The following is an 18,118-nucleotide window of genomic DNA, read 5'->3' as shown; positions in this document are numbered from 1 at the left end:
GCCCAATGGCGCTGCCGCCCCTATAGGCCGCTTCCATGCAGCGGCTGGACAGCAGTGCCCCGGTGCCCGCGGAATTCCGCGGGGCAATCGTGGCGCTCGGCAATTTCGATGGATTTCACCTTGGTCACCAGGCGGTGGTCGGGCGCGCGATCCAATGGGCGCGCAGCGAGGGTCGACGCGCGATCGTCGCGACGTTCGATCCGCATCCCATGCGGCTGTTCCATCCCGATGCGCCGCCGTTCCGGCTGACGACGCTCGACCAGCGCGAGCGGCTGTTCGCTGCGGCCGGCGCGGATGCGATGCTGGTGTTCAATTTCGACGCGGCGCTGGCCGCGCTTGGCCCCCATGAATTCGTGGCGGGCATGTTGCGCGACCGGATCGGGCTGGCCGGCGTGGTGACGGGCGATGATTTCACCTTCGCCAAGGGCAAGACGGGCAATGTTGCCGGGCTTGCGGAGATCGGCGCGTCGCTGGGCATCGTCGCCCAGGCGGTGGGCGCGGTGCGGAGGGATGATGGCCTGCCCGTTTCGTCCAGCAGGATTCGCGAGGCATTGAAGGCCGGCGATTGCGCAACCGCGACCCGGCTGTTGACTCGGCCCTTTGCCATTCAGGGGGTCGTCCAGCATGGCGACAAACTCGGTCGCACGATCGGTTATCCCACCGCCAATGTCGACATCGGCAACTATCTGCGGCCGGCCTATGGCATCTATGCGGTGCGCGGGCTGTTGCCGGACGGGCGCGTGCTGGACGGCGCGGCCAATCTGGGCATCCGCCCTACCTTTGACCCGCCCAAGGAACTGCTGGAGCCGCATTTCTTCGACTTTGGCGACAATCTCTACGACCAGCCGATCGAGGTGCAACTGATCGAGTATCTTCGCGCGGAAGCCAGGTTCGACAGTTTGGACGCGCTGATGGCGCAGATCGACCGGGACTGCGCCCATGCGCGGCAAATCCTTGCGGCCACGCCCCACGTCGCGTAGGGCACGCGCTGACTTTTTCTCCGTTCGGGCTGAGCGAAGTCGAAGCCCTTTACTGAGCGTAGCGAAGTGCCTCGGCTTCGCCTCGGCAAAGCCCTTCGATTTCGTTCGGGGTGAACGGTTTATTCATTGACCGGACCTTTCATGACCGACGCCCCAGATTATAAATCCACTGTCTTCCTGCCGCAGACCGACTTCCCGATGAAGGCCGGCCTCGCGCAGAAGGAACCGGCCATCGCGGCGAAGTGGGACGCCATGGGCCTCTACGACCGCCTGCGCGAAAAGCGCGCGGGGCGCGAACGCTTCATCCTCCACGACGGCCCGCCCTACGCCAATGGCGACATCCATATGGGCCACGCAATGAACAAGGTGTTGAAGGACATCATCGTCCGCAGCCAGTCTTTGCTCGGCAAGGATGCGCCCTATGTGCCCGGCTGGGATTGCCACGGCCTGCCGATCGAATGGAAGATTGAGGAGGAATATCGCAAGAAGAAGCTGAACAAGGACGAGGTGCCCCCGTTCGAGTTTCGCGCCCAGTGCCGCGCCTATGCCGATAAGTGGGTGGACGTGCAGCGCGAGCAGTTCAAGCGGCTGGGCGTGATGGGCGACTGGGCCGATCCGTACCTGACCATGAAGTTCGATGCCGAAGCGACGATCGTTGGCGAGCTGCTGAAGTTCGCCGAAAGCGGCCAGCTTTATCGCGGGGCCAAGCCCGTCATGTGGTCCCCAGTCGAAAAGACCGCACTGGCCGAGGCCGAGGTCGAATATGAGGATGTGACGTCGACGCAGATCGACGTGGCGTTCGAGATCGTGGACGCGCCGAACGCGCCGGAACTGGTCGGCGCGCATGCAGTGATCTGGACGACGACGCCCTGGACGATTCCGGTGAACCAGGCGATCGCCTATGGGGAAGAGATCAGCTACGATTTGATTGAATGGCGAGGAGAGCGCTATCTTGTCGCATTCGCTCTTCAACCTGAATTCATGAAGCGTATTGGCTATGAGCCACAATCAGGCGAAGGTCGATTGGAGGGGATGTATTCCGGTTCCAAGCTCGCCGGCGCCACCGCCCGCCACCCGATGCATGCGCTCGGCGGCTTCTTCGCTGAGCCGCGCCCGTTCCTCCCCGGCGATTTCGTCACGACCGACGCGGGCACCGGCCTTGTCCATATGGCCCCCGACCATGGCGAGGATGACTTTACGCTGTGCAAGCAATTTGCACCGACACTTGGCACGAAATCGCTCCCGCTAGCTCCGGTATTCGCGGTGCAAGGCGATGGGACTTATCGTGACGACTGGATTTGGCCGCAGGACAAGTCGCTGTCGGTCATCAACAAGAAGCTGCTCGCGCCGGACGGCCCGATTTGCAGCGATCTCAGAGCCGCGGGCGCGTTGCTTTCCGCCCGCAACGATGAAAGCACGCGGCACAGCTATCCCCATAGCTGGCGTTCGAAGGCCCCGCTCATCTATCGCTGCACCCCGCAATGGTTCATTCCGATGGATACGCCATCCCCACACTCAGTCATGCCGGCGCAGGCTGGCATCTCAGGCGGCGGCGCGCACATGCTTGAGACCCCAGCCTTCGCTGGGGTGACGGCGGGGGAGGGAGGCAACGGCCCGACCCTGCGCGGTGTCGCGCTCGACGCCATCGCCAATACCCGCTGGGTGCCGGAGCGCTCGACCAACCGCATCCGCTCGATGGTGGAGGGGCGTCCCGATTGGGTCATCAGCCGCCAGCGCGCCTGGGGCGTCCCCATCGCCCTCTATGTCCATCGCAAGTCCGGCCAGTATCTGGTTGATCCGGCGGTCAATGCCCGCATCGTCGAGGCGTTCAAGCTCGGTGGCGCGGACGCCTGGTTCGGGGCAGACCATCAGGCTTTGCTCGGCCCGGACTATGACCTTGCCGACTATGAGGTCGTGAACGACATTCTCGACGTCTGGTTCGACAGCGGCTCGACCCACAGTTTCGTCATCGAGGCGCGCTATGGCGAAGGCGTGCGCGCCGACCTCTATGTCGAAGGGTCCGACCAGCATCGCGGCTGGTTTCAGTCCTCGCTGCTCGAATCGAGCGGCACGCGCGGCCGCGCGCCCTATGACGCGGTGCTGACCCACGGTTTCGCGCTCGACGGCACGGGCAAGAAGATGTCGAAAAGCCTTGGCAACGTGGTCGATCCGCTCAAGATCATGAGCGAGAGCGGCGCGGACATATTGCGCGTCTGGGTCGCCAGCACCGATTATTTCGATGACGTGCGCATCGGCAAGGAAGTGCTGGCCGGATCGTCCGACGCCTATCGAAAATTGCGCAATACGTTCCGATACATGCTCGGCGCTCTTTCCGATTTTTCGGAAGAGGAACGGGTGGCGGTGGCCGATATGCCGGAGTTGGAGCGCTACATGCTCCATCGCCTCGCCGAACTGGATGCCGAACTGCGCGCCGTGGTCGACAAGGCGGCGGGCAGCGAAAGCTGGCTGGAGTTCAGCCGCTACACCCGCGCGCTGTTCGATTTCGCCAACAGCGACCTGTCGGCCTTCTTCTTCGATATCCGCAAGGATTGCCTCTATTGCGACGCGAAGAGCGATTCCAAGCGGCGCGCCTACCGGACGGTGCTGGACACGCTGTTCCACGCGCTGATCCGCTACGTCGCGCCGATCATCCCCTTCACTGCTGAGGAAGTGTGGCAAAGCTGCTTTCCAAGCGACGAAGATAGCGTGCATTTTCTGGAATGGCCTGATGTCAATCGTCGCTGGATCGACCGTCATCTTGGCGAGAAATGGGCCAATCTGCGCGTCAAGCGCGAGGAAGTGAACGAAGCGATCGAACCGCTGCGCCGCGAAAAGATCGTCCGCTCCAGTCTGGAAGCCGACGTGACCATGGGTGAACTGGTCCCCAGCGACGGTGTGAACTTCGCCGAAGTCGCCATCGTCGCCCGCATCGAAATGGGCGTGGGCGACGGCATCATCGTTCGCCCCAGCGAATGGCACAAATGCGGCCGTTGCTGGCGCCTGTTGCCCGAAGTGACCGAAGATGGCGCGTTGTGCGATCGTTGCGATGCGGTGCTGAAGGAATGAGCCGGTATTTCCTCCTTCGTCATCCTGAACTTGTTTCAGCATCCATTCTGCCCCAAGGGAAAATTCCGCGTGGCGAGGAATGGATGCTGAAACACGTTCAGCATGACGGCTGTTTTTGAGGCTAGCTAAGTGTCCACCCCCTTCAACCACCGCCCGCTGGGCATCACCGTCGTGACGGTCACGCTCGTCCTCGACCAGCTGATCAAATATGCCGTGACCTATCCGCTCGCGCTCAAGAGCCGGGCGGGGGAGGGCATCGACCTGCTGCCGATCTTCCGCCTGCGCTGGCTTGAAAATCGCGGCGTGTCGATGGGCTTCTTCCACGCCGAAACCGATATGATGCGCTGGGCGCTGGTCGGCATGACCATCCTGATCGCCACTGGCGTTGCGGTCTGGATGTGGCGGGAAAAGGCGCGGCAGGATGTCTTCGCGCTCAGCCTGGTGCTGGGCGGGGCCATCGGCAACATCATCGATCGCGTGCGGCTGGGCTATGTCATCGACTATGCCGACCTGCATTTTGGCGAATGGCGGCCCTTCCTGATTTTCAACCTGGCGGACGCCGCCATCACCATCGGCGTGCTGATCCTGCTTGCGCGGGCGCTGCTGCTGCGCGAGAAGAGCGCAAAGACGGAGACTTCGAACTGATGCGTAAACTGATCCTCGCCGCCGGCCTGCTTTCCACCCTGTCCGCCTGCGGTTCGACTGGGCTGTTCGACCGTGAGCGTCCCGATGAGTTCGCGGTGTCGCGCCAGGCGCCGCTGGTGATTCCGCCCGATTTCGCGATGGTGCCGCCGGCGCCGGGCACGCCTTCGTCGACATCGGTCGATTCGAGCCGCGCCGCCATGGAAGCGATGTTCGGCGGTCCCGCGATGCGTTCGGCGACGGAAGCCGCCGCGCTGACAGCGGCTGGTCGTTCGACCGCGGTGCCGGGCATCCGTTCGTCAGCCGGCGATCCGGGCACCGAAGTCGTCGACAAGGGCGCGGTCACTCGCGACATTATCGCCGCGCCCGAAGGCGATGGTCAGGACGCGCGCGCGGCGACCGCCCAATAGGCCCTGACAACCCGGCGCTGCGGCCCTGTGGCGGATCTCGCCTCAAGCCCGTGCGCCAGCGTCCAGTCCCGCGCTGTTGTGCCGCAGCGCGGTCAGCACCGTATCGACGATCGCATCGGCATCCAGCCGGGCGTCGGCATATTGTTTTTCGGGCTTGTCCTGATCCTGAAAAATGTCGGGCAGCCGCAGGGTGCGGATCTTGAGGCCCGCGTCGGTCAGGCCAAGGTCGCTCGCCAGCGTCAGCACATGCGCGCCAAGGCCACCGATCGCGCCTTCCTCCACCGTTACCGCAACTTCATGCGTGACCAGCAGCCTGCGGATCATCGCTTCGTCCAGCGGCTTGGCGAAACGCAGGTCGGCGACCGTGGTGGACAGCCCCTTGGCCTCCAGCGCTTCCGCTGCCTTCAAGGCTTCCTCCAGGCGGGTGCCCAGCGACAGGATCGCCACCTGCCGGCCTTCGCGCACGATCCGTCCCTTGCCGATCTCCAGCCGCTGGGGCACGGTGGGGAGCGCCACGCCGGTGCCGTTGCCGCGCGGATAGCGGACTGCGATCGGGCCGCTGTCATGGACGGCGCAGGTGTGGACCATATGCACAAGTTCGGCCTCATCCGCCGCCGCCATCACCACCATGTTGGGCAGGGTGGCGAGATAGGTGACATCGAAGCTGCCCGCATGGGTGCTGCCATCCGCGCCGACGAGGCCTGCGCGGTCGATCGCGAATCGCACCGGTAGGTTCTGGATGGCCACGTCATGCACGACCTGGTCGTAGGCGCGCTGAAGGAAAGTCGAATAGATGGCGCAGAACGGCCGCATCCCCTGTGCGGCGAGGCCAGCGGCGAAGGTCACGGCATGTTGTTCGGCGATCCCCACGTCAAAGCTGCGATCGGGAAAGGCGCTTTCGAACTTGTCGATGCCGGTCCCTGAAGGCATTGCGGCGGTGATGGCGCAAATCGTGGGATCGCGCTCGGCTTCGGCGATCAGGGCCTGGGCAAATATGCTGGTATAGCTGGGCGGTCCCGGCGGGGCCTTTGCCTGTGCGCCGGTGATGACGTCGAATTTTTGCACGCCATGATATTTGTCCGCCGCATTTTCGGCCGGGGCATATCCCTTGCCCTTTTGCGTGACGACATGGATCAGGCACGGCCCCTCGGCGGCATCGCGGACATTTTCGAGCACGGGGATCAACTGGTCGAGATTATGGCCATCGACCGGGCCGACATAATAGAAGCCCAATTCCTCGAACAGGGTGCCGCCCATGGCCATGCCACGGGCGAATTCATCGGTCTTGCGCGCCGCATTGTGAAGCGGGCGGGGCAGCTTGCGCGCCAGCCGCCGGGCAAGATCGCGCAGGCCCAGAAATTCGCGGCTCGTCACCAGTCGCGCGAGATAGGCCGACAGCCCCCCGACCGGCGGCGCTATCGACATGTCATTGTCGTTGAGGATGACGACCAGCCGATTGCCGGCTGCGCGCGCGTTGTTCATCGCCTCATAGGCCATGCCCGCCGACATCGCGCCGTCGCCGATCACCGCGATGCCCTTGCCCGGTGTGCCCGCGAGCTTGTTGGCTACCGCGAAACCGAGCGCGGCGCTGATCGAGGTCGAGCTGTGCGCGGCGCCGAACGGGTCATATTCGCTTTCGGACCGCTTGGTGAAGCCCGAAAGGCCGCCGCCCTGACGCAGCGTGCGGATCCGGTCACGCCGTCCGGTGAGTATCTTGTGGGGGTAGCATTGATGGCCCACGTCCCACACCAGCTTGTCGCGGGGCGTGTCGAACACATAATGGATGGCGGTGGTCAGTTCCACCACGCCCAGGCCAGAGCCGAGATGACCGCCGGTAGACCCGACCGCCGAAATTACCTCCACCCGCAATTCGTCGGCCAATTGGCGCAGGTCCGAATGGTCCAGCGTGCGCAGGTCGGCCGGCCAGGGCGCGCGATCCAGCATGGGGGTAGGGGGCAGGTCGGTCATGGGATCAGGATACTCCGGTCCTTGCCTTGGCAGGCATAGCGCGAGCGATCAACCCGCGTCAGGCGGCGCACTTGGCGCAGGTGCCCAATATCTCGATCACCGGCCTTTCGGCGCGAAAGCCCTGATGCGCGGCAACGGACCGCACATCGCCTGTCACCTTGTCATTGTCGATATGGGTGGCTTCCCGGCAGACGCGGCAGACCAGAAAAATGCAGTCGTGATGACAGCCCGGATGGGCGTTGGCGATATAGGCGTTGGCGCTTTCCACCCGCATCGCGATGTTGTTGGCGACGAACAGGTCGAGGATCCGATAGACGCTGTTGGGCGCGACGCGCTTGCCGCGCGCCTGCGACACGGCGTCGGCAATGTCATAGGCCGATGCCGGCTTTTCCTTGCCTGCCAGTACATCGAATATGGCGGCGCGCATCGGCGTCCACTGTTCGTCGCTCGCCTGGAGAGTCGCGCGCGCGGCATCTGCGAGCTTGGCGCCCTGCGGCTCCTGGTGGTGATGGTGCTGGCCCATCGCTCCTATCTAGGCGGCGTGTGACCGGGCGGCAAGTCCGGTGGAGCAGGGTGCCTAATTGCGCAAGATCCAGCGACTGGCGAGCGCCATGAGCACGAAGCCGACGGCAGCCGCGGCGATATTGGCGGCAGCCGCGCCGATGGGGCCGTAAAGCGGCAGCAGCAGCGTCAGCAACGCCAGCAGCAACATGGTCGTTACAAGGGTGATGCGCAGCGACAGCGCCGCCGCTTCGGTTGCCATCAGCAGCGGGCGATAGCTGACGCCGACCAGATCGATGGATGCGGCGATGCCCAGCATCAGCAGCAGCGGATAGGCGGGCAGGAACGCGGGGCCGGCGATCAGTTCCAGCAATGGACGGCCGATCAGGAGGATGAGCGCCACGATCACGACGCCCGCGATCATTGCGAGCCGGTTGGTGCGCCGGAACAGCAGGCGCAAACCGTCCGTGCCCTGCGCCGTCCGCGTTCGAGCGAGTTCCACGAATATGCTGCGGGACAACAGACCCGAAATCTTCGTGAGGGCCACGGCGAGCTGATTGGCGAGGCGATAGAGGCCTGCGCCTGTGGGGCCGGTGAACAGGCCGATGATCAGTACCGCCATCTGCCGTCCGACGCTGGCCAGCGTCGTTTGCAGATTGGTGGATATGAGGAACGTGACGATCCCCGGATTTTCGCGCCGCGCGTCGAGCGCCCGCGCCTTGCGCCAAGAACCGGTTCGCCCGCGTGCCTCGCGCAGCGCCAGCCACCAATAGACCGCGGCGCACAGCAGTTCGGCCGCGCCCCACGCGATCAGGTAACCGCGAATCGAATGGCCCGCGCCCAGCACCACCAGCGCGCCAATCATCCGTCCGACAGGGATCATCGTGTCGGCAAGCGTGTCGGTGTCGAACCGGTCGAACAGCCGCAACAGGCCGGTAGGGGTCGAACGGATGGTGAGCAGCATCACCGCGCAAAAGGCCATGGCGTCGACCGCCATGTCGGTCGACAGCTCCATCATGTCGCCGAAGACCAGGATGATGAGCGCCGCCAGCAGGCAGCCGATCAGCGCCGCGGCCATATCGATCAGGATGCAGAAACGCACGAGCCGGGCGAGCGCATCGCTCAAGCCGGCGGCCAGGTGACCCTGGCCGTATCGGACGATGATCTGCCAGCTATCGAACGTCATCAGCGTCCGGATCGCCTGCGCCGCGCTCAGCACCAGCGCGAAGCGGCCGAAATCGGCCACCCCCAGCGTGCGGGTGACGATGGCGAGATAGGCGAGGCTGAGCACCGCGCCCACGCCCTTGCCGCCCAGCAGCCAGCCGGTGTTGGCCAGGATGCGGCCAAAGCCTTCATGCCTGTCGCTGTCTCCGCGCCGCGCCTTCACCCGATCCCGCCCTTCAATCGCACCCCACTGTCCGGCGTTCATCTAGAGCCGCGTGCCGCAAACGGCAAATCCGGTCGGCAAGGCTGTATTTGACGCGCGCTTTGGGCTAAAGGCGCGCGCCATGAGCATCACCAAAGCCATCATCCTGTCCGCAGGTCAGGGATCACGCCTGCTGCCGCTGACCCGCGACGTGCCCAAATGCCTGATCGACCTTAACGGACGCACCCTGCTGGGCTGGCAGGTCGCGGCTCTGGTCGCCAATGGCGTCACCGATATCGTCGTCGTCACCGGCTTTCGCACCGAGCGGGTGGAAGACCATGCGCTTGAACTATATCGCGATACCGGCGCGCGGGTGCGGACGCTGTTCAATCCCTTTTTCCAGGTCGCCGATAATCTGGGCACCTGCTGGATTGCGCGAGAGGAAATGGATCGCGATTTCATCATCCTGAATGGCGATACCATCGTGTCGGCCGAAATCGTCGCGACGCTGATCGCCGGCGCGGATTCGCCGATTACCGTGACGGTCGACGTCAAGGCGGACTATGATGATGACGACATGAAGGTGAACCGGGATGCCGACGGCAGGCTGCACCATATCGGCAAGCGGCTGCTGCCCCCAGACACCAACGCCGAATCGATCGGCATGCTGGCCTTTACCGGCGAGGGCCCGGCGATCTTCCGCAATCAGGTCAATCAGATGATGCGCACGCCCGAAGGGGTGGAGCGGTGGTATCTGCGCGCGATCGACATCATTGCCAAGGGCAACCGCGTCGGCACCGCGTCGATCGAGGGAATGGACTGGCAGGAAGTCGATTTCCCCCAGGATGTCGATGCGGCAATCGCGCTGACCGCCAGGTGGACGAAAGAAGGACGCTACGCGAAATAGGGTCTGAGCAACGCCAGCAAGGCGTCGCGCTGCCCCTCGTCCAGTTTTACCGCCGCCGCCAGATCGGGTTGGCCGGGCCAGCCGGCATCGGCAATGGTCAGGCCTGCCGCGATGCGTTCGCCCTCATAACGGGGCAGGACGTGGAAATGGACGTGCGGGTCGACCATCATCAGCATCAGATAATTGATGCGTTCATAGCCGATGGCTTGGTGCAGCATTGACTCTATCGATGCGGTGACGGTCTTGAGTTCGGCATGAGCCTGGGCCGGCAAGTCGCCGAATGCCGTGGCGTCGCTCTTTGCCGCGAGGATCAGCGAACCCAATGTCGGCTGGGCCGGGCGGAGCAGGATCAGCCAATGGTCGAATTCCGCGACCAGGGTGGCGGGCCAGCCGAATTTCGCAATCGTGTCGTTCATGCCTGTTCCAGCCAGGACCGGATGGGGGCCAGCCGGACCCGCGCCATCGCCTGCGCGAGCCGGACGGCATGGAAAACCAGCGACAGGGCGGTCCACACCGCCACGGCGATCAGGCCGATATCCGGTCGCCCGACCAATGTGGCGACGAACAGCAGCACCATGTTGGGATTGCGCCGCGCCGTAATCAGGCGGAAATCGGAATCCACCTTCTGCCACACATGGATGTGCATGCCGTACAGGCGCATGAACGCGCCTTCGATCAGCCGTTGCACGACATAGCCGATCAGAATGATCGCAAGCGTCCATTGGAGCACCTCCGGCTCCAACGGGCGGCCATAGGCGATAAGGCCTACACCCCACGCCACCCACCAGAAGGGCGGGTGGACCAGGTCGATGCCATGATCGAAGACATTGCCCCATTTGGAGGATGTGACCGTGCAGCGCGCCAGCTTGCCATCGACCGTGTCGAGCACCATGAACCCGAGGCCCATCGCCATGCCGGACCAGAAATGACCGTGCCAGAAGGCGACCGTAGCCAGAACGCACAGAATGGCGCCGATCGCCGTCACCATGTTGGGCGTCATGCCGATGCGAGCGGCGATACGGGTCAGCACCAGCGCCCATTCGGGCCACAGATATTTGGTGAGAATATCGGTCACGCCCTTATAGGCGCCGAAATAGCTGGCCCGTTCGGCCGCGCGCAAGGTTGCGGGAGTAAGCGGCATCGCGAAGGGCTGTTCGCGCTTGCGAAGCTGTTCGTTGAGGATGCTGGCACCGCCTTCCATGGGCATGGGCGCGAGCGTGACGTCCGATGACAGCGGCGTGCCGTCCCGCATCGCTGCCTCCGCCGCCGCGCGCTCGGTGGCGTTGCGGCAATGGGCGATGACCGGCACGCCCGCCAGCGTCAGGGCCGTGCCGGGATGCCGGGCGAAATGGCGCAGCCATGCGGGATCGAAGGCATGGGTGCAACTGGCCAGCAGCGCCGGGACCGCGCCGTCGCCCGCTTGCCCCGCAGGCAGCTTCATCGCGCGCGCCAGACGACGGATGCGTTCGGCCGTGGTGATGCCCCAGAACAGGGTGGAATTGTCGCCCACCGGAATGACCACCGGAACCGCTTCTGTCATTGTTCGCCCTTAGCTTGTATCCGGCCCGTTCGAGGCGACCCGCTGCAAACATGGCCTTTACTGCAACGGTCGCCATTCGCAAATGCGCTTTACAATCGCACCATTCGGCGCAAGATCGCGCGGGGGATATCAGATGAATTTTACCGCTTTGATGCGTGCTCTGCCGGACGATTTCCGGCTGACTTTGGCCGATGTCGGTTCGGCTGGTGGTATTCACCGGCGCTGGACACCGCTGCGCCCGGTGGTTTCCGCTCTGTTGTTCGAACCGCGCGAGGGCGGCGATATCGAACGCAAGGGCGCCGACAGCGTCTACCCGATCGCGCTCGGCGAGCGAGCGGGTCGTGCGACGCTGAACATCACCGCTTTGCCCAATATGTCCTCCACGCTGATGCCCAATGCGGCGCGGCTGGCGCGCTATCGCAAAAAGGGCGCGCATACCCACGTCCAGTCCACCATCGACATTCCGGTCGATGCGCTGGACGCGGTCGCGACGAGGGACGGGTGGACGGTCGATGCGCTGAAGGTCGATACGCAGGGCAGCGAGATCGAAATCCTTCGCGGTGCGACCGCGACCTTGTCTGGATCGGTCATACTGGCGGAGGTCGAGGTTTCCTTTTTCCAGCGTTATGCGGGGCAGGCGCTGGCATGGGACATCGTTGCCTTCATGGCCGCGCAGGGATTTGAGCTGCTCGACCTGTCGCGCCTCAAGCGCTATCGCCAGATCAACAGCGCAGGGATAGGCAATCGCAGCATGGGCGGCGGGCAGCGCGCCGGGCAATTGGCCTATGGCGACGCGATCTTCCTGATGGGGGAGGAGCGGTTGCTTGCCCGAATCGCATCGGAATCGCCCGAGGCGGCAGAAGCGACCGCGCTGAAAGCGATCCTGTGCCTGCTGGTCTATGGCAAAGCCGATATGGCGGCCCACCTGTTCGACGCCACGCGCGCCGCGATTGAACCGGCGCGTGCCACGCGGATCGCCGCCGCATTGCATTCGCTGGGGCGCGGACCGCTTCGCGAAGGCATTTTGCATCATCTTTTGGACTATTTGTCCCGCCATGTCTGAGGCGGATGGCCTGCGCTTGCATCTGGGCGGTCCCCACGGTCCGCCCCGACATCTGCGCAACCTGCTGCGGCAGAAGATTGACGCCGTGCCTGCCGGCGGCGAGATTGTCTGGGCGACTTATTATTTCCGGGATCGCGATCTGGCACAGGCGCTGCTGGATGCCCACCGACGCGGGGTGCGCGTTATCCTCCATATCGAGGGCCGCCCCCGCCGCGTGTCCGTCAACATGCATGTGATCAAAATGCTGCGGGAGCTGGGATCGGGTCTGCACATCCACGCCCCGCGTCTTGAAACGCTGTCCGGTGTGCACCCCCATCTGCACAGCAAAATCTATTATTTTTCGCATCCTGCCCCCTCGGTACTGGTGGGATCGTTCAATCCATCGGGCGACGTCCCCGAAGACAGCGCCGTCATCGCCGAGATCGGGGACCAGGACAGGGGGCATAATCTGCTGGTCGAACTGTTCGATCCGGCAATGGTGAATGCGTTGCGCCAGCATGTCGAGGGTCTGGATCGCCCGCTGCTGCGCCTGCGTGCCGACCAGAACCGGCTTGTGTCGTCCGGCCGAACGAGCGCCTGGTTCTACCCGAGGCTTCGTCCCGCGATCATCGACCGCCATCTGGCGACCGTCTCCCAGGGCGCCCGGATCGAAGGCGCCATATCGCATCTGAAAAAAGGCTTCCTGGTGGACGGTCTCATCGCTGCGGCGCGGCGCGGTGTCGATGTGCGCATTTTGGTGCACGATACCGAACGGCGCGTGCCCGGCGCGACCGTCGCCGCTCTGGCTGGCGCGGGGATAGAGATCGCCCGCTACGTGCATCCCGAACGACTTCCTTTGCACGCAAAATTTCTGCTGATCGACGAGGCTAGGGGCAAAACCGCCTATTTCGGCAGCTTCAATTATAACCCGCGATCACGCTATCTGAACCATGAAATTCTGCTGGCCAGCCGCGATCCCGCTCTCCACCAGGCGCTTTCGGATTATTTCGGGCGGATAAGGGATGAAGGGTCGGCGCTTGACTAAGCGGTTCCCATATAGTTGAGGGAGCACTGACTGGAATCACGGGATTACAATGGACATGGCCGAATTTGCGTTGCCCAAGAACAGCGTCATCAGCAAGAAGGGCGTTACGCACAAGGCCCCGGCCGGTGCCACCAACGTCCAGGCGTTCAAAGTCTATCGCTACGATCCCGACTCCGGCGAGAATCCGCGCTACGACACGTTCGAGATCGATCTTGATACCTGCGGGCCGATGGTGCTCGACGCACTGATCAAGATGAAGAACGAGCAGGACCCGAGCCTGACATTCCGCCGCTCGTGTCGCGAGGGTATTTGCGGTTCCTGCTCGATGAACATGAACGGCAAGAACGGTCTCGCCTGCACCACCGCGATCGAGGATTGCGCGGGCAAGGAAGTACGGATCACGCCGTTGCCCCACATGGACGTGATCAAGGATCTGGTCCCCGACTTCACCCATTTCTACGCGCAGTATAATTCGATCCAGCCGTGGCTGAAGACCGTGTCGCCGCCGCCTTCGGGCAAGGAGCGCTTGCAGTCTCCCGCCGATCGCGAAAAGCTGGACGGCCTGTACGAATGCATCCTGTGCGCCTGTTGCTCGACCAGCTGTCCGTCCTATTGGTGGAACAGCGACAAATTTCTTGGCCCCGCAATCTTGTTGCAGGCCTATCGTTGGCTGGCGGACAGCCGTGACGAATATACTGGCGAGCGACTCGACGAGCTGGAAGATCCGTTCCGCCTCTATCGCTGTCACACGATCATGAATTGCGCCAATGTGTGCCCCAAGGGCCTGTCGCCCGCCAAGGCGATCGCCGAAACCAAGAAGATGATGGTCGAACGGCAGCTCTGACGTTCGTGGACGACATGATGGGAATTGCTCGGCGCGTGACCGAAGGGCCGCGCGCCGGATGGTCCCGATGGGTCGAACCCGTGCCCGATACGTTTCTGTCGCTGCTGGGGCCGATATTCAGCCGGTCGATCGGCGATGGACGGGCGCTGGTGGAACTGGACCCCCGGCCCGATCATCGCAATCGTGGGGGCGCGCTGCACGGCGGCTTCCTTGCCGCCTTTGCCGATCATGCCTATTTTTCCGGCCTGGTGGCCATGGGCCGTCAGGATCAGGCGAGCGCGGTCACCGTCGATCTTTCGATGCAATATCTGGCCGCCGGCAAATATGACGAGCCATTGCGCGCCGACGTCGAATTGCTGGCCGAAACCGGTCGGCTGTTGTTCATGCGGATGACCATGTCGCAGAGCAGCGGGCCGGTTGGCGCATCGACTGCGACCCTGCGCAAGGTGCCCCCGCCGCGATGAGCCATGTGATCGATCGGTATCGCGCGCTGGTCACGGCGGGCGAGCTAAGGGCCGATCCCGACCAGGAAGCGGGCGCAAGGCGCCTGGACGGCTTGCAACGGGAACTGGAGGCCGCGCCGCCGCGTGGATCGACGCTGTGGAAGATGCTGCGCAAACCGCCCGAAGCGCCGCGCGGAATTTATATGTGGGGAGGCGTCGGCCGGGGCAAGTCGATGCTGATGGACCTGTTCTTCGACATGGTGAAGATCCAGCGCAAGAAGCGCGCCCATTTCCATGAATTCATGCTCGACGTCCATGCCCGGCTGGCGGAGGCCCGCAAATCGGAAAGCGGCGATCCCATCCCGCCGGTCGTCGCTGCGCTGGCCGACGAGGCACGGTTGCTCTGCTTCGACGAGATGGTCGTCAACAACATGGCCGACGCCGCCATCATGTCGCGCCTGTTCACCGGGTTGCTGGCGGCGCGCGTGACCATCGTCACCACGTCCAACCGCGCCCCCGACGATCTTTACAAGGATGGCCTCAACCGCCAGCTGTTCTTGCCTTTCATCGACCTGATCAAGGAGCGGCTCGATGTCATGACGCTCAACGGGCCGACAGATTATCGCAGGGACCGACTGGGCGACGCAGCCTTGTGGCACGCGCCCAATGGCGAGGAAGCGACCTCCGCGCTCAGCACTGCCTTTTTCCGCCTGACCGATTATCCGCCCGGCGATCGCGCCCATGTGCCCTCGGAAGATATCCCCCTGCAGGGGGGGCGCACGCTGCACGTGCCCAAAAGCCTGAAGGGTGTCGCGGTTTTCTCGTTCAAGCGGCTGTGCGCGCAAGCGCGGGGCGCGCCTGACTATCTGGCGATCGCGCGCAAATTCCACACCGTGATCCTGGTGGGCATTCCCGTCCTTGGCCCCGAAAATCGTAACGAGGCGGCGCGCTTCGTCACGCTGATCGACGCCCTTTACGAATATCGGGTGAAATTGCTGGTCTCCGCCGACGCCGGCCCTGCGCGGCTCTACCCCGAAGGCGATGGCGCGTTCGAATTCGAGCGCACCGTTTCGCGGCTGATGGAAATGCAGTCGGACGCCTATCTGGAACTGGGCCACGGTCCCAAATAGCCGTTGCCGGCCCGTCTGCCTGTACTTTCCCAAGAGAAAACAACCCGGACGCCTCCGCAAAGGGAAGGCGTCCGGCAGGTGGCCGCTGCGGGTAATTCCCGGACCAGGGTAGGAGTCCGGGGCGGCAGCGGCGTCGGAAACAGCCATAATGCAATTGCGAATTAGTTGCAAAGATAATTTTCATCTTCGCGGTTTGTTGGTTGAAACGTCAACGATATCGGCCTAAGCGGTCGGCAATTCCAAAATCCACGACTTGGAGGATGACTGTACATGGCCCGTAAGAAGATCGCGCTCATCGGCGCTGGCAATATCGGCGGTACGCTGGCGCACCTCGCGGCGCTCAAGGGGCTGGGCGACATCGTCCTCTTCGACGTCGTGGACGGCGTGCCCCAGGGCAAGGCGCTCGACCTGTCGCAATGCGCCTCGGTCGAAGGGTTCGATGCCAAGATCACCGGATCGAACGACTATGCCGATATCGCTGGCGCGGACGTGATCATCGTCACCGCCGGTGTTGCGCGCAAGCCGGGCATGAGCCGCGATGACCTGCTGGGCATCAACCTGAAGGTCATGAAGGCCGTGGGCGAAGGCATCGCCGCCAATGCGCCCGACGCTTTCGTCATCTGCATCACCAATCCGCTCGACGCGATGGTGTGGGCGCTGCGCGAATTTTCCGGCCTGCCGCACAACAAGGTCGTCGGCATGGCCGGCGTGCTCGACTCGTCGCGCTTCAATCATTTCCTGGCCGAAGAATTCAAAGTTTCGGCCAAGGACGTCACCAGCTTCGTGCTGGGTGGCCATGGCGACACGATGGTCCCGGTGATCGAATATTCGACCGTCGCGGGCATCCCGGTTCCCGACCTGATTAAGCAGGGCCGTTCGACCAAGGAGCGCATCGATGCGATCGTCGCGCGTACCCGCTCGGGCGGCGGCGAGATCGTCGCGCTGCTCAAGACGGGCTCTGCTTTCTACGCGCCCGCGACCAGCGCCATCGCGATGGCCGAATCCTATCTGGGCGACAAGAAGCGCCTGCTGCCCTGCGCCGCCAATCTGACCGGCCAATATGGCGTCGACAACCTTTATGTCGGCGTGCCTGTGATCATCGGCAAGAATGGCGTCGAGCAGGTCATCGAGATCGAGTTGAACGACGAGGCCAAGGCTAACCTCCAGGTGTCGGTCGACGCGGTCAAGGAACTGCTTGAAGCCTGCAAGGCGATCGATCCTACGCTTGCTTGATCCCGTTCCCGGCCCTGGCCGGGGATCAATCCCATCGACCGATCCGTGCCCCGGCCATCGCCGGGGCGAAATATAAAGGACAGAGGCCGTTTATGAGCATTCTCGTCAACAAGAACACCAAGGTCATTACCCAGGGAATGACCGGCGCCACCGGCACCTTCCATACCGAGCAGGCGCTCGCTTATGGCACGCAGATGGTCGGTGGCGTGACGCCCGGCAAGGGCGGATCGACCCATATCGGCCTGCCCAATTTCGATACCGTGGCCGAAGCCAAGCACGCGACCGGCGCCACCGCGTCGGTCATCTACGTGCCGCCGCCATTCGCGGCTGATTCGATCCTCGAAGCGATCGACGCCGAGATCGAGCTGATCGTCTGCATCACCGAAGGTATTCCGGTGCTGGACATGGTCAAGGTGAAGCGTTCGCTTTCGGGCAGCAAGTCGCGCCTGATCGGCCCGAACTGCCCCGGCGTCCTGACCCCCAATGAATGCAAGATCGGCATCATGCCCGGCAGCATCTTCAAGGCTGGCAGCGTCGGCGTTGTCTCGCGCTCGGGCACGCTGACCTATGAAGCGGTGTTCCAGACCTCGAACGCCGGCCTTGGCCAGACCACGGCCGTCGGCATCGGCGGCGATCCGGTCAACGGCACCAATTTCATCGACGTGCTGGAACTGTTCCTGGCCGACGAGGCGACCAAGTCGATCATCATGATCGGCGAAATCGGCGGCGACGCCGAGGAGCAGGCCGCGCAGTTCCTGATCGACGAGGCCAAGAAGGGCCGCAAGAAGCCGATGGCCGGCTTCATCGCGGGTCGCACGGCGCCTCCGGGGCGCCGCATGGGCCATGCCGGCGCGATCGTGTCGGGCGGCAAGGGCGATGCGGAAAGCAAGATCGCGGCGATGGAAGCAGCCGGCATCAAGGTTGCTGCCAGCCCGTCCGAACTTGGCACCACCCTGCTGGAAGTGCTGAAGGGCTGATAGCCCACTGGTGGCCGGGCTGCA

At 63.7% G+C, this 18,118-nt stretch carries 17 protein-coding genes; 12 read left to right on the top strand and 5 right to left on the bottom strand.

Features of this window, described 5'->3' with window-relative positions; translation table 11 throughout:
- Nucleotides 1–35: 35 nt before the first annotated feature.
- From WG908_RS00615 to WG908_RS00600, 4 genes are all read left to right on the top strand, one after another.
- The gene (locus WG908_RS00615) at nucleotides 36–980 is read left to right on the top strand and encodes a bifunctional riboflavin kinase/FAD synthetase (RefSeq protein ID WP_340184615.1); all 945 of its coding nucleotides are present in this window, start codon (nucleotides 36–38) and stop codon (nucleotides 978–980) included.
- 141 nt (nucleotides 981–1,121) lie between these two features.
- On the top strand, nucleotides 1,122–4,046 hold the full coding sequence (gene ileS / locus WG908_RS00610) for an isoleucine--tRNA ligase (RefSeq protein WP_340184614.1): 2,925 nt from the start codon (nucleotides 1,122–1,124) through the stop codon (nucleotides 4,044–4,046).
- Between the two features lie 129 nt (nucleotides 4,047–4,175).
- Nucleotides 4,176–4,691 (top strand): signal peptidase II, encoded by a 516-nt coding sequence (gene lspA, locus WG908_RS00605; protein WP_340184613.1) that lies wholly within the window; start codon nucleotides 4,176–4,178, stop codon nucleotides 4,689–4,691.
- A complete protein-coding gene (locus WG908_RS00600; RefSeq protein ID WP_340184612.1) occupies nucleotides 4,691–5,098 on the top strand; it encodes a DUF3035 domain-containing protein in 408 nt (135 codons plus the stop codon). Before lspA ends, WG908_RS00600 begins: the two co-directional genes overlap by 1 nt.
- 42 nt (nucleotides 5,099–5,140) lie before the next feature.
- Here WG908_RS00600 and dxs read toward each other — a convergent pair whose 3' ends face one another.
- From dxs to WG908_RS00585, 3 genes are read right to left on the bottom strand one after another with little or no spacing between them, the layout of a single operon-like run.
- Nucleotides 5,141–7,066 carry a 1-deoxy-D-xylulose-5-phosphate synthase gene (gene dxs, locus WG908_RS00595; RefSeq protein WP_340184611.1) on the bottom strand — a complete coding sequence of 642 codons (1,926 nt, stop codon included), beginning with the start codon at nucleotides 7,064–7,066 and terminating at the stop codon, nucleotides 5,141–5,143.
- A 58-nt stretch (nucleotides 7,067–7,124) separates the two neighbouring features.
- A complete protein-coding gene (locus WG908_RS00590; protein WP_340184610.1) occupies nucleotides 7,125–7,589 on the bottom strand; it encodes a Fur family transcriptional regulator in 465 nt (154 codons plus the stop codon).
- A 54-nt stretch (nucleotides 7,590–7,643) separates the two neighbouring features.
- Nucleotides 7,644–8,954, bottom strand: coding sequence for a lipopolysaccharide biosynthesis protein (locus tag WG908_RS00585; protein WP_445326648.1), 1,311 nt, complete (start codon nucleotides 8,952–8,954; stop codon nucleotides 7,644–7,646).
- 121 nt (nucleotides 8,955–9,075) lie between these two features.
- Here WG908_RS00585 and WG908_RS00580 point away from each other — a divergent pair, with 121 nt between their 5' ends.
- Nucleotides 9,076–9,840 carry a phosphocholine cytidylyltransferase family protein gene (locus WG908_RS00580; protein ID WP_340184608.1) on the top strand — a complete coding sequence of 255 codons (765 nt, stop codon included), beginning with the start codon at nucleotides 9,076–9,078 and terminating at the stop codon, nucleotides 9,838–9,840.
- Here the strand turns inward: WG908_RS00580 and WG908_RS00575 are convergent.
- Both WG908_RS00575 and WG908_RS00570 read right to left on the bottom strand, forming a co-directional pair.
- Complete coding sequence (locus WG908_RS00575; RefSeq protein WP_340184607.1) at nucleotides 9,828–10,256, bottom strand: HIT family protein; 429 nt, start codon at nucleotides 10,254–10,256, stop codon at nucleotides 9,828–9,830. The genes WG908_RS00580 and WG908_RS00575 overlap by 13 nt on opposite strands.
- Nucleotides 10,253–11,380 carry a CDP-alcohol phosphatidyltransferase family protein gene (locus WG908_RS00570; protein WP_340184606.1) on the bottom strand — a complete coding sequence of 376 codons (1,128 nt, stop codon included), beginning with the start codon at nucleotides 11,378–11,380 and terminating at the stop codon, nucleotides 10,253–10,255. Before WG908_RS00570 ends, WG908_RS00575 begins: the two co-directional genes overlap by 4 nt.
- A gap of 133 nt (nucleotides 11,381–11,513) precedes the next feature.
- Here WG908_RS00570 and WG908_RS00565 point away from each other — a divergent pair, with 133 nt between their 5' ends.
- From WG908_RS00565 to sucD, 7 genes are all read left to right on the top strand, one after another.
- Nucleotides 11,514–12,443, top strand: a complete 930-nt coding sequence (locus tag WG908_RS00565; protein WP_340184605.1) for an FkbM family methyltransferase — start codon at nucleotides 11,514–11,516, stop codon at nucleotides 12,441–12,443.
- Entirely contained in the window at nucleotides 12,436–13,467 is a 1,032-nt protein-coding gene (locus WG908_RS00560) for a phospholipase D-like domain-containing protein (protein WP_340184604.1), read from the top strand. Before WG908_RS00565 ends, WG908_RS00560 begins: the two co-directional genes overlap by 8 nt.
- A gap of 55 nt (nucleotides 13,468–13,522) precedes the next feature.
- Complete coding sequence (locus WG908_RS00555; protein ID WP_340184603.1) at nucleotides 13,523–14,311, top strand: succinate dehydrogenase iron-sulfur subunit; 789 nt, start codon at nucleotides 13,523–13,525, stop codon at nucleotides 14,309–14,311.
- Between the two features lie 14 nt (nucleotides 14,312–14,325).
- A complete protein-coding gene (locus tag WG908_RS00550; protein ID WP_340184602.1) occupies nucleotides 14,326–14,775 on the top strand; it encodes a PaaI family thioesterase in 450 nt (149 codons plus the stop codon).
- The gene (gene zapE, locus WG908_RS00545) at nucleotides 14,772–15,884 is read left to right on the top strand and encodes a cell division protein ZapE (protein WP_340184601.1); all 1,113 of its coding nucleotides are present in this window, start codon (nucleotides 14,772–14,774) and stop codon (nucleotides 15,882–15,884) included. The genes WG908_RS00550 and zapE overlap by 4 nt, the downstream gene beginning before the upstream one ends.
- 270 nt (nucleotides 15,885–16,154) lie before the next feature.
- Complete coding sequence (gene mdh, locus WG908_RS00540; protein ID WP_340184600.1) at nucleotides 16,155–17,117, top strand: malate dehydrogenase; 963 nt, start codon at nucleotides 16,155–16,157, stop codon at nucleotides 17,115–17,117.
- 92 nt (nucleotides 17,118–17,209) lie between these two features.
- A complete protein-coding gene (gene sucD / locus WG908_RS00535; protein WP_340184599.1) occupies nucleotides 17,210–18,094 on the top strand; it encodes a succinate--CoA ligase subunit alpha in 885 nt (294 codons plus the stop codon).
- The last annotated feature ends 24 nt before the right edge of the window (nucleotides 18,095–18,118 follow it).

This window comes from Sphingobium anseongense (genome assembly GCF_037725245.1).
Lineage (GTDB): Bacteria > Pseudomonadota > Alphaproteobacteria > Sphingomonadales > Sphingomonadaceae > Sphingobium.
The sequence above is the reverse complement of the archived record's forward strand: the minus strand, read 5'-3'. Positions and strand labels throughout refer to the sequence as shown.

Excerpts from the sequence above, each read along its gene's own strand:
- WG908_RS00615 (WP_340184615.1), top strand. The coding sequence starts at position 36 with ATGCAGCGGCTGGACAGCAGTGCCCCGGTGCCCGCGGAATTCCGCGGG.
- ileS (WP_340184614.1), top strand. The coding sequence starts at position 1,122 with ATGACCGACGCCCCAGATTATAAATCCACTGTCTTCCTGCCGCAGACC.
- WG908_RS00600 (WP_340184612.1), top strand. The coding sequence starts at position 4,691 with ATGCGTAAACTGATCCTCGCCGCCGGCCTGCTTTCCACCCTGTCCGCC.
- dxs (WP_340184611.1), bottom strand. The coding sequence starts at position 7,066 with ATGACCGACCTGCCCCCTACCCCCATGCTGGATCGCGCGCCCTGGCCG.
- WG908_RS00590 (WP_340184610.1), bottom strand. The coding sequence starts at position 7,589 with ATGGGCCAGCACCATCACCACCAGGAGCCGCAGGGCGCCAAGCTCGCA.
- WG908_RS00580 (WP_340184608.1), top strand. The coding sequence starts at position 9,076 with ATGAGCATCACCAAAGCCATCATCCTGTCCGCAGGTCAGGGATCACGC.
- WG908_RS00575 (WP_340184607.1), bottom strand. The coding sequence starts at position 10,256 with ATGAACGACACGATTGCGAAATTCGGCTGGCCCGCCACCCTGGTCGCG.
- WG908_RS00570 (WP_340184606.1), bottom strand. The coding sequence starts at position 11,380 with ATGACAGAAGCGGTTCCGGTGGTCATTCCGGTGGGCGACAATTCCACC.
- WG908_RS00565 (WP_340184605.1), top strand. The coding sequence starts at position 11,514 with ATGAATTTTACCGCTTTGATGCGTGCTCTGCCGGACGATTTCCGGCTG.
- WG908_RS00560 (WP_340184604.1), top strand. The coding sequence starts at position 12,436 with ATGTCTGAGGCGGATGGCCTGCGCTTGCATCTGGGCGGTCCCCACGGT.
- WG908_RS00555 (WP_340184603.1), top strand. The coding sequence starts at position 13,523 with ATGGCCGAATTTGCGTTGCCCAAGAACAGCGTCATCAGCAAGAAGGGC.
- WG908_RS00550 (WP_340184602.1), top strand. The coding sequence starts at position 14,326 with ATGATGGGAATTGCTCGGCGCGTGACCGAAGGGCCGCGCGCCGGATGG.
- zapE (WP_340184601.1), top strand. The coding sequence starts at position 14,772 with ATGAGCCATGTGATCGATCGGTATCGCGCGCTGGTCACGGCGGGCGAG.
- mdh (WP_340184600.1), top strand. The coding sequence starts at position 16,155 with ATGGCCCGTAAGAAGATCGCGCTCATCGGCGCTGGCAATATCGGCGGT.
- sucD (WP_340184599.1), top strand. The coding sequence starts at position 17,210 with ATGAGCATTCTCGTCAACAAGAACACCAAGGTCATTACCCAGGGAATG.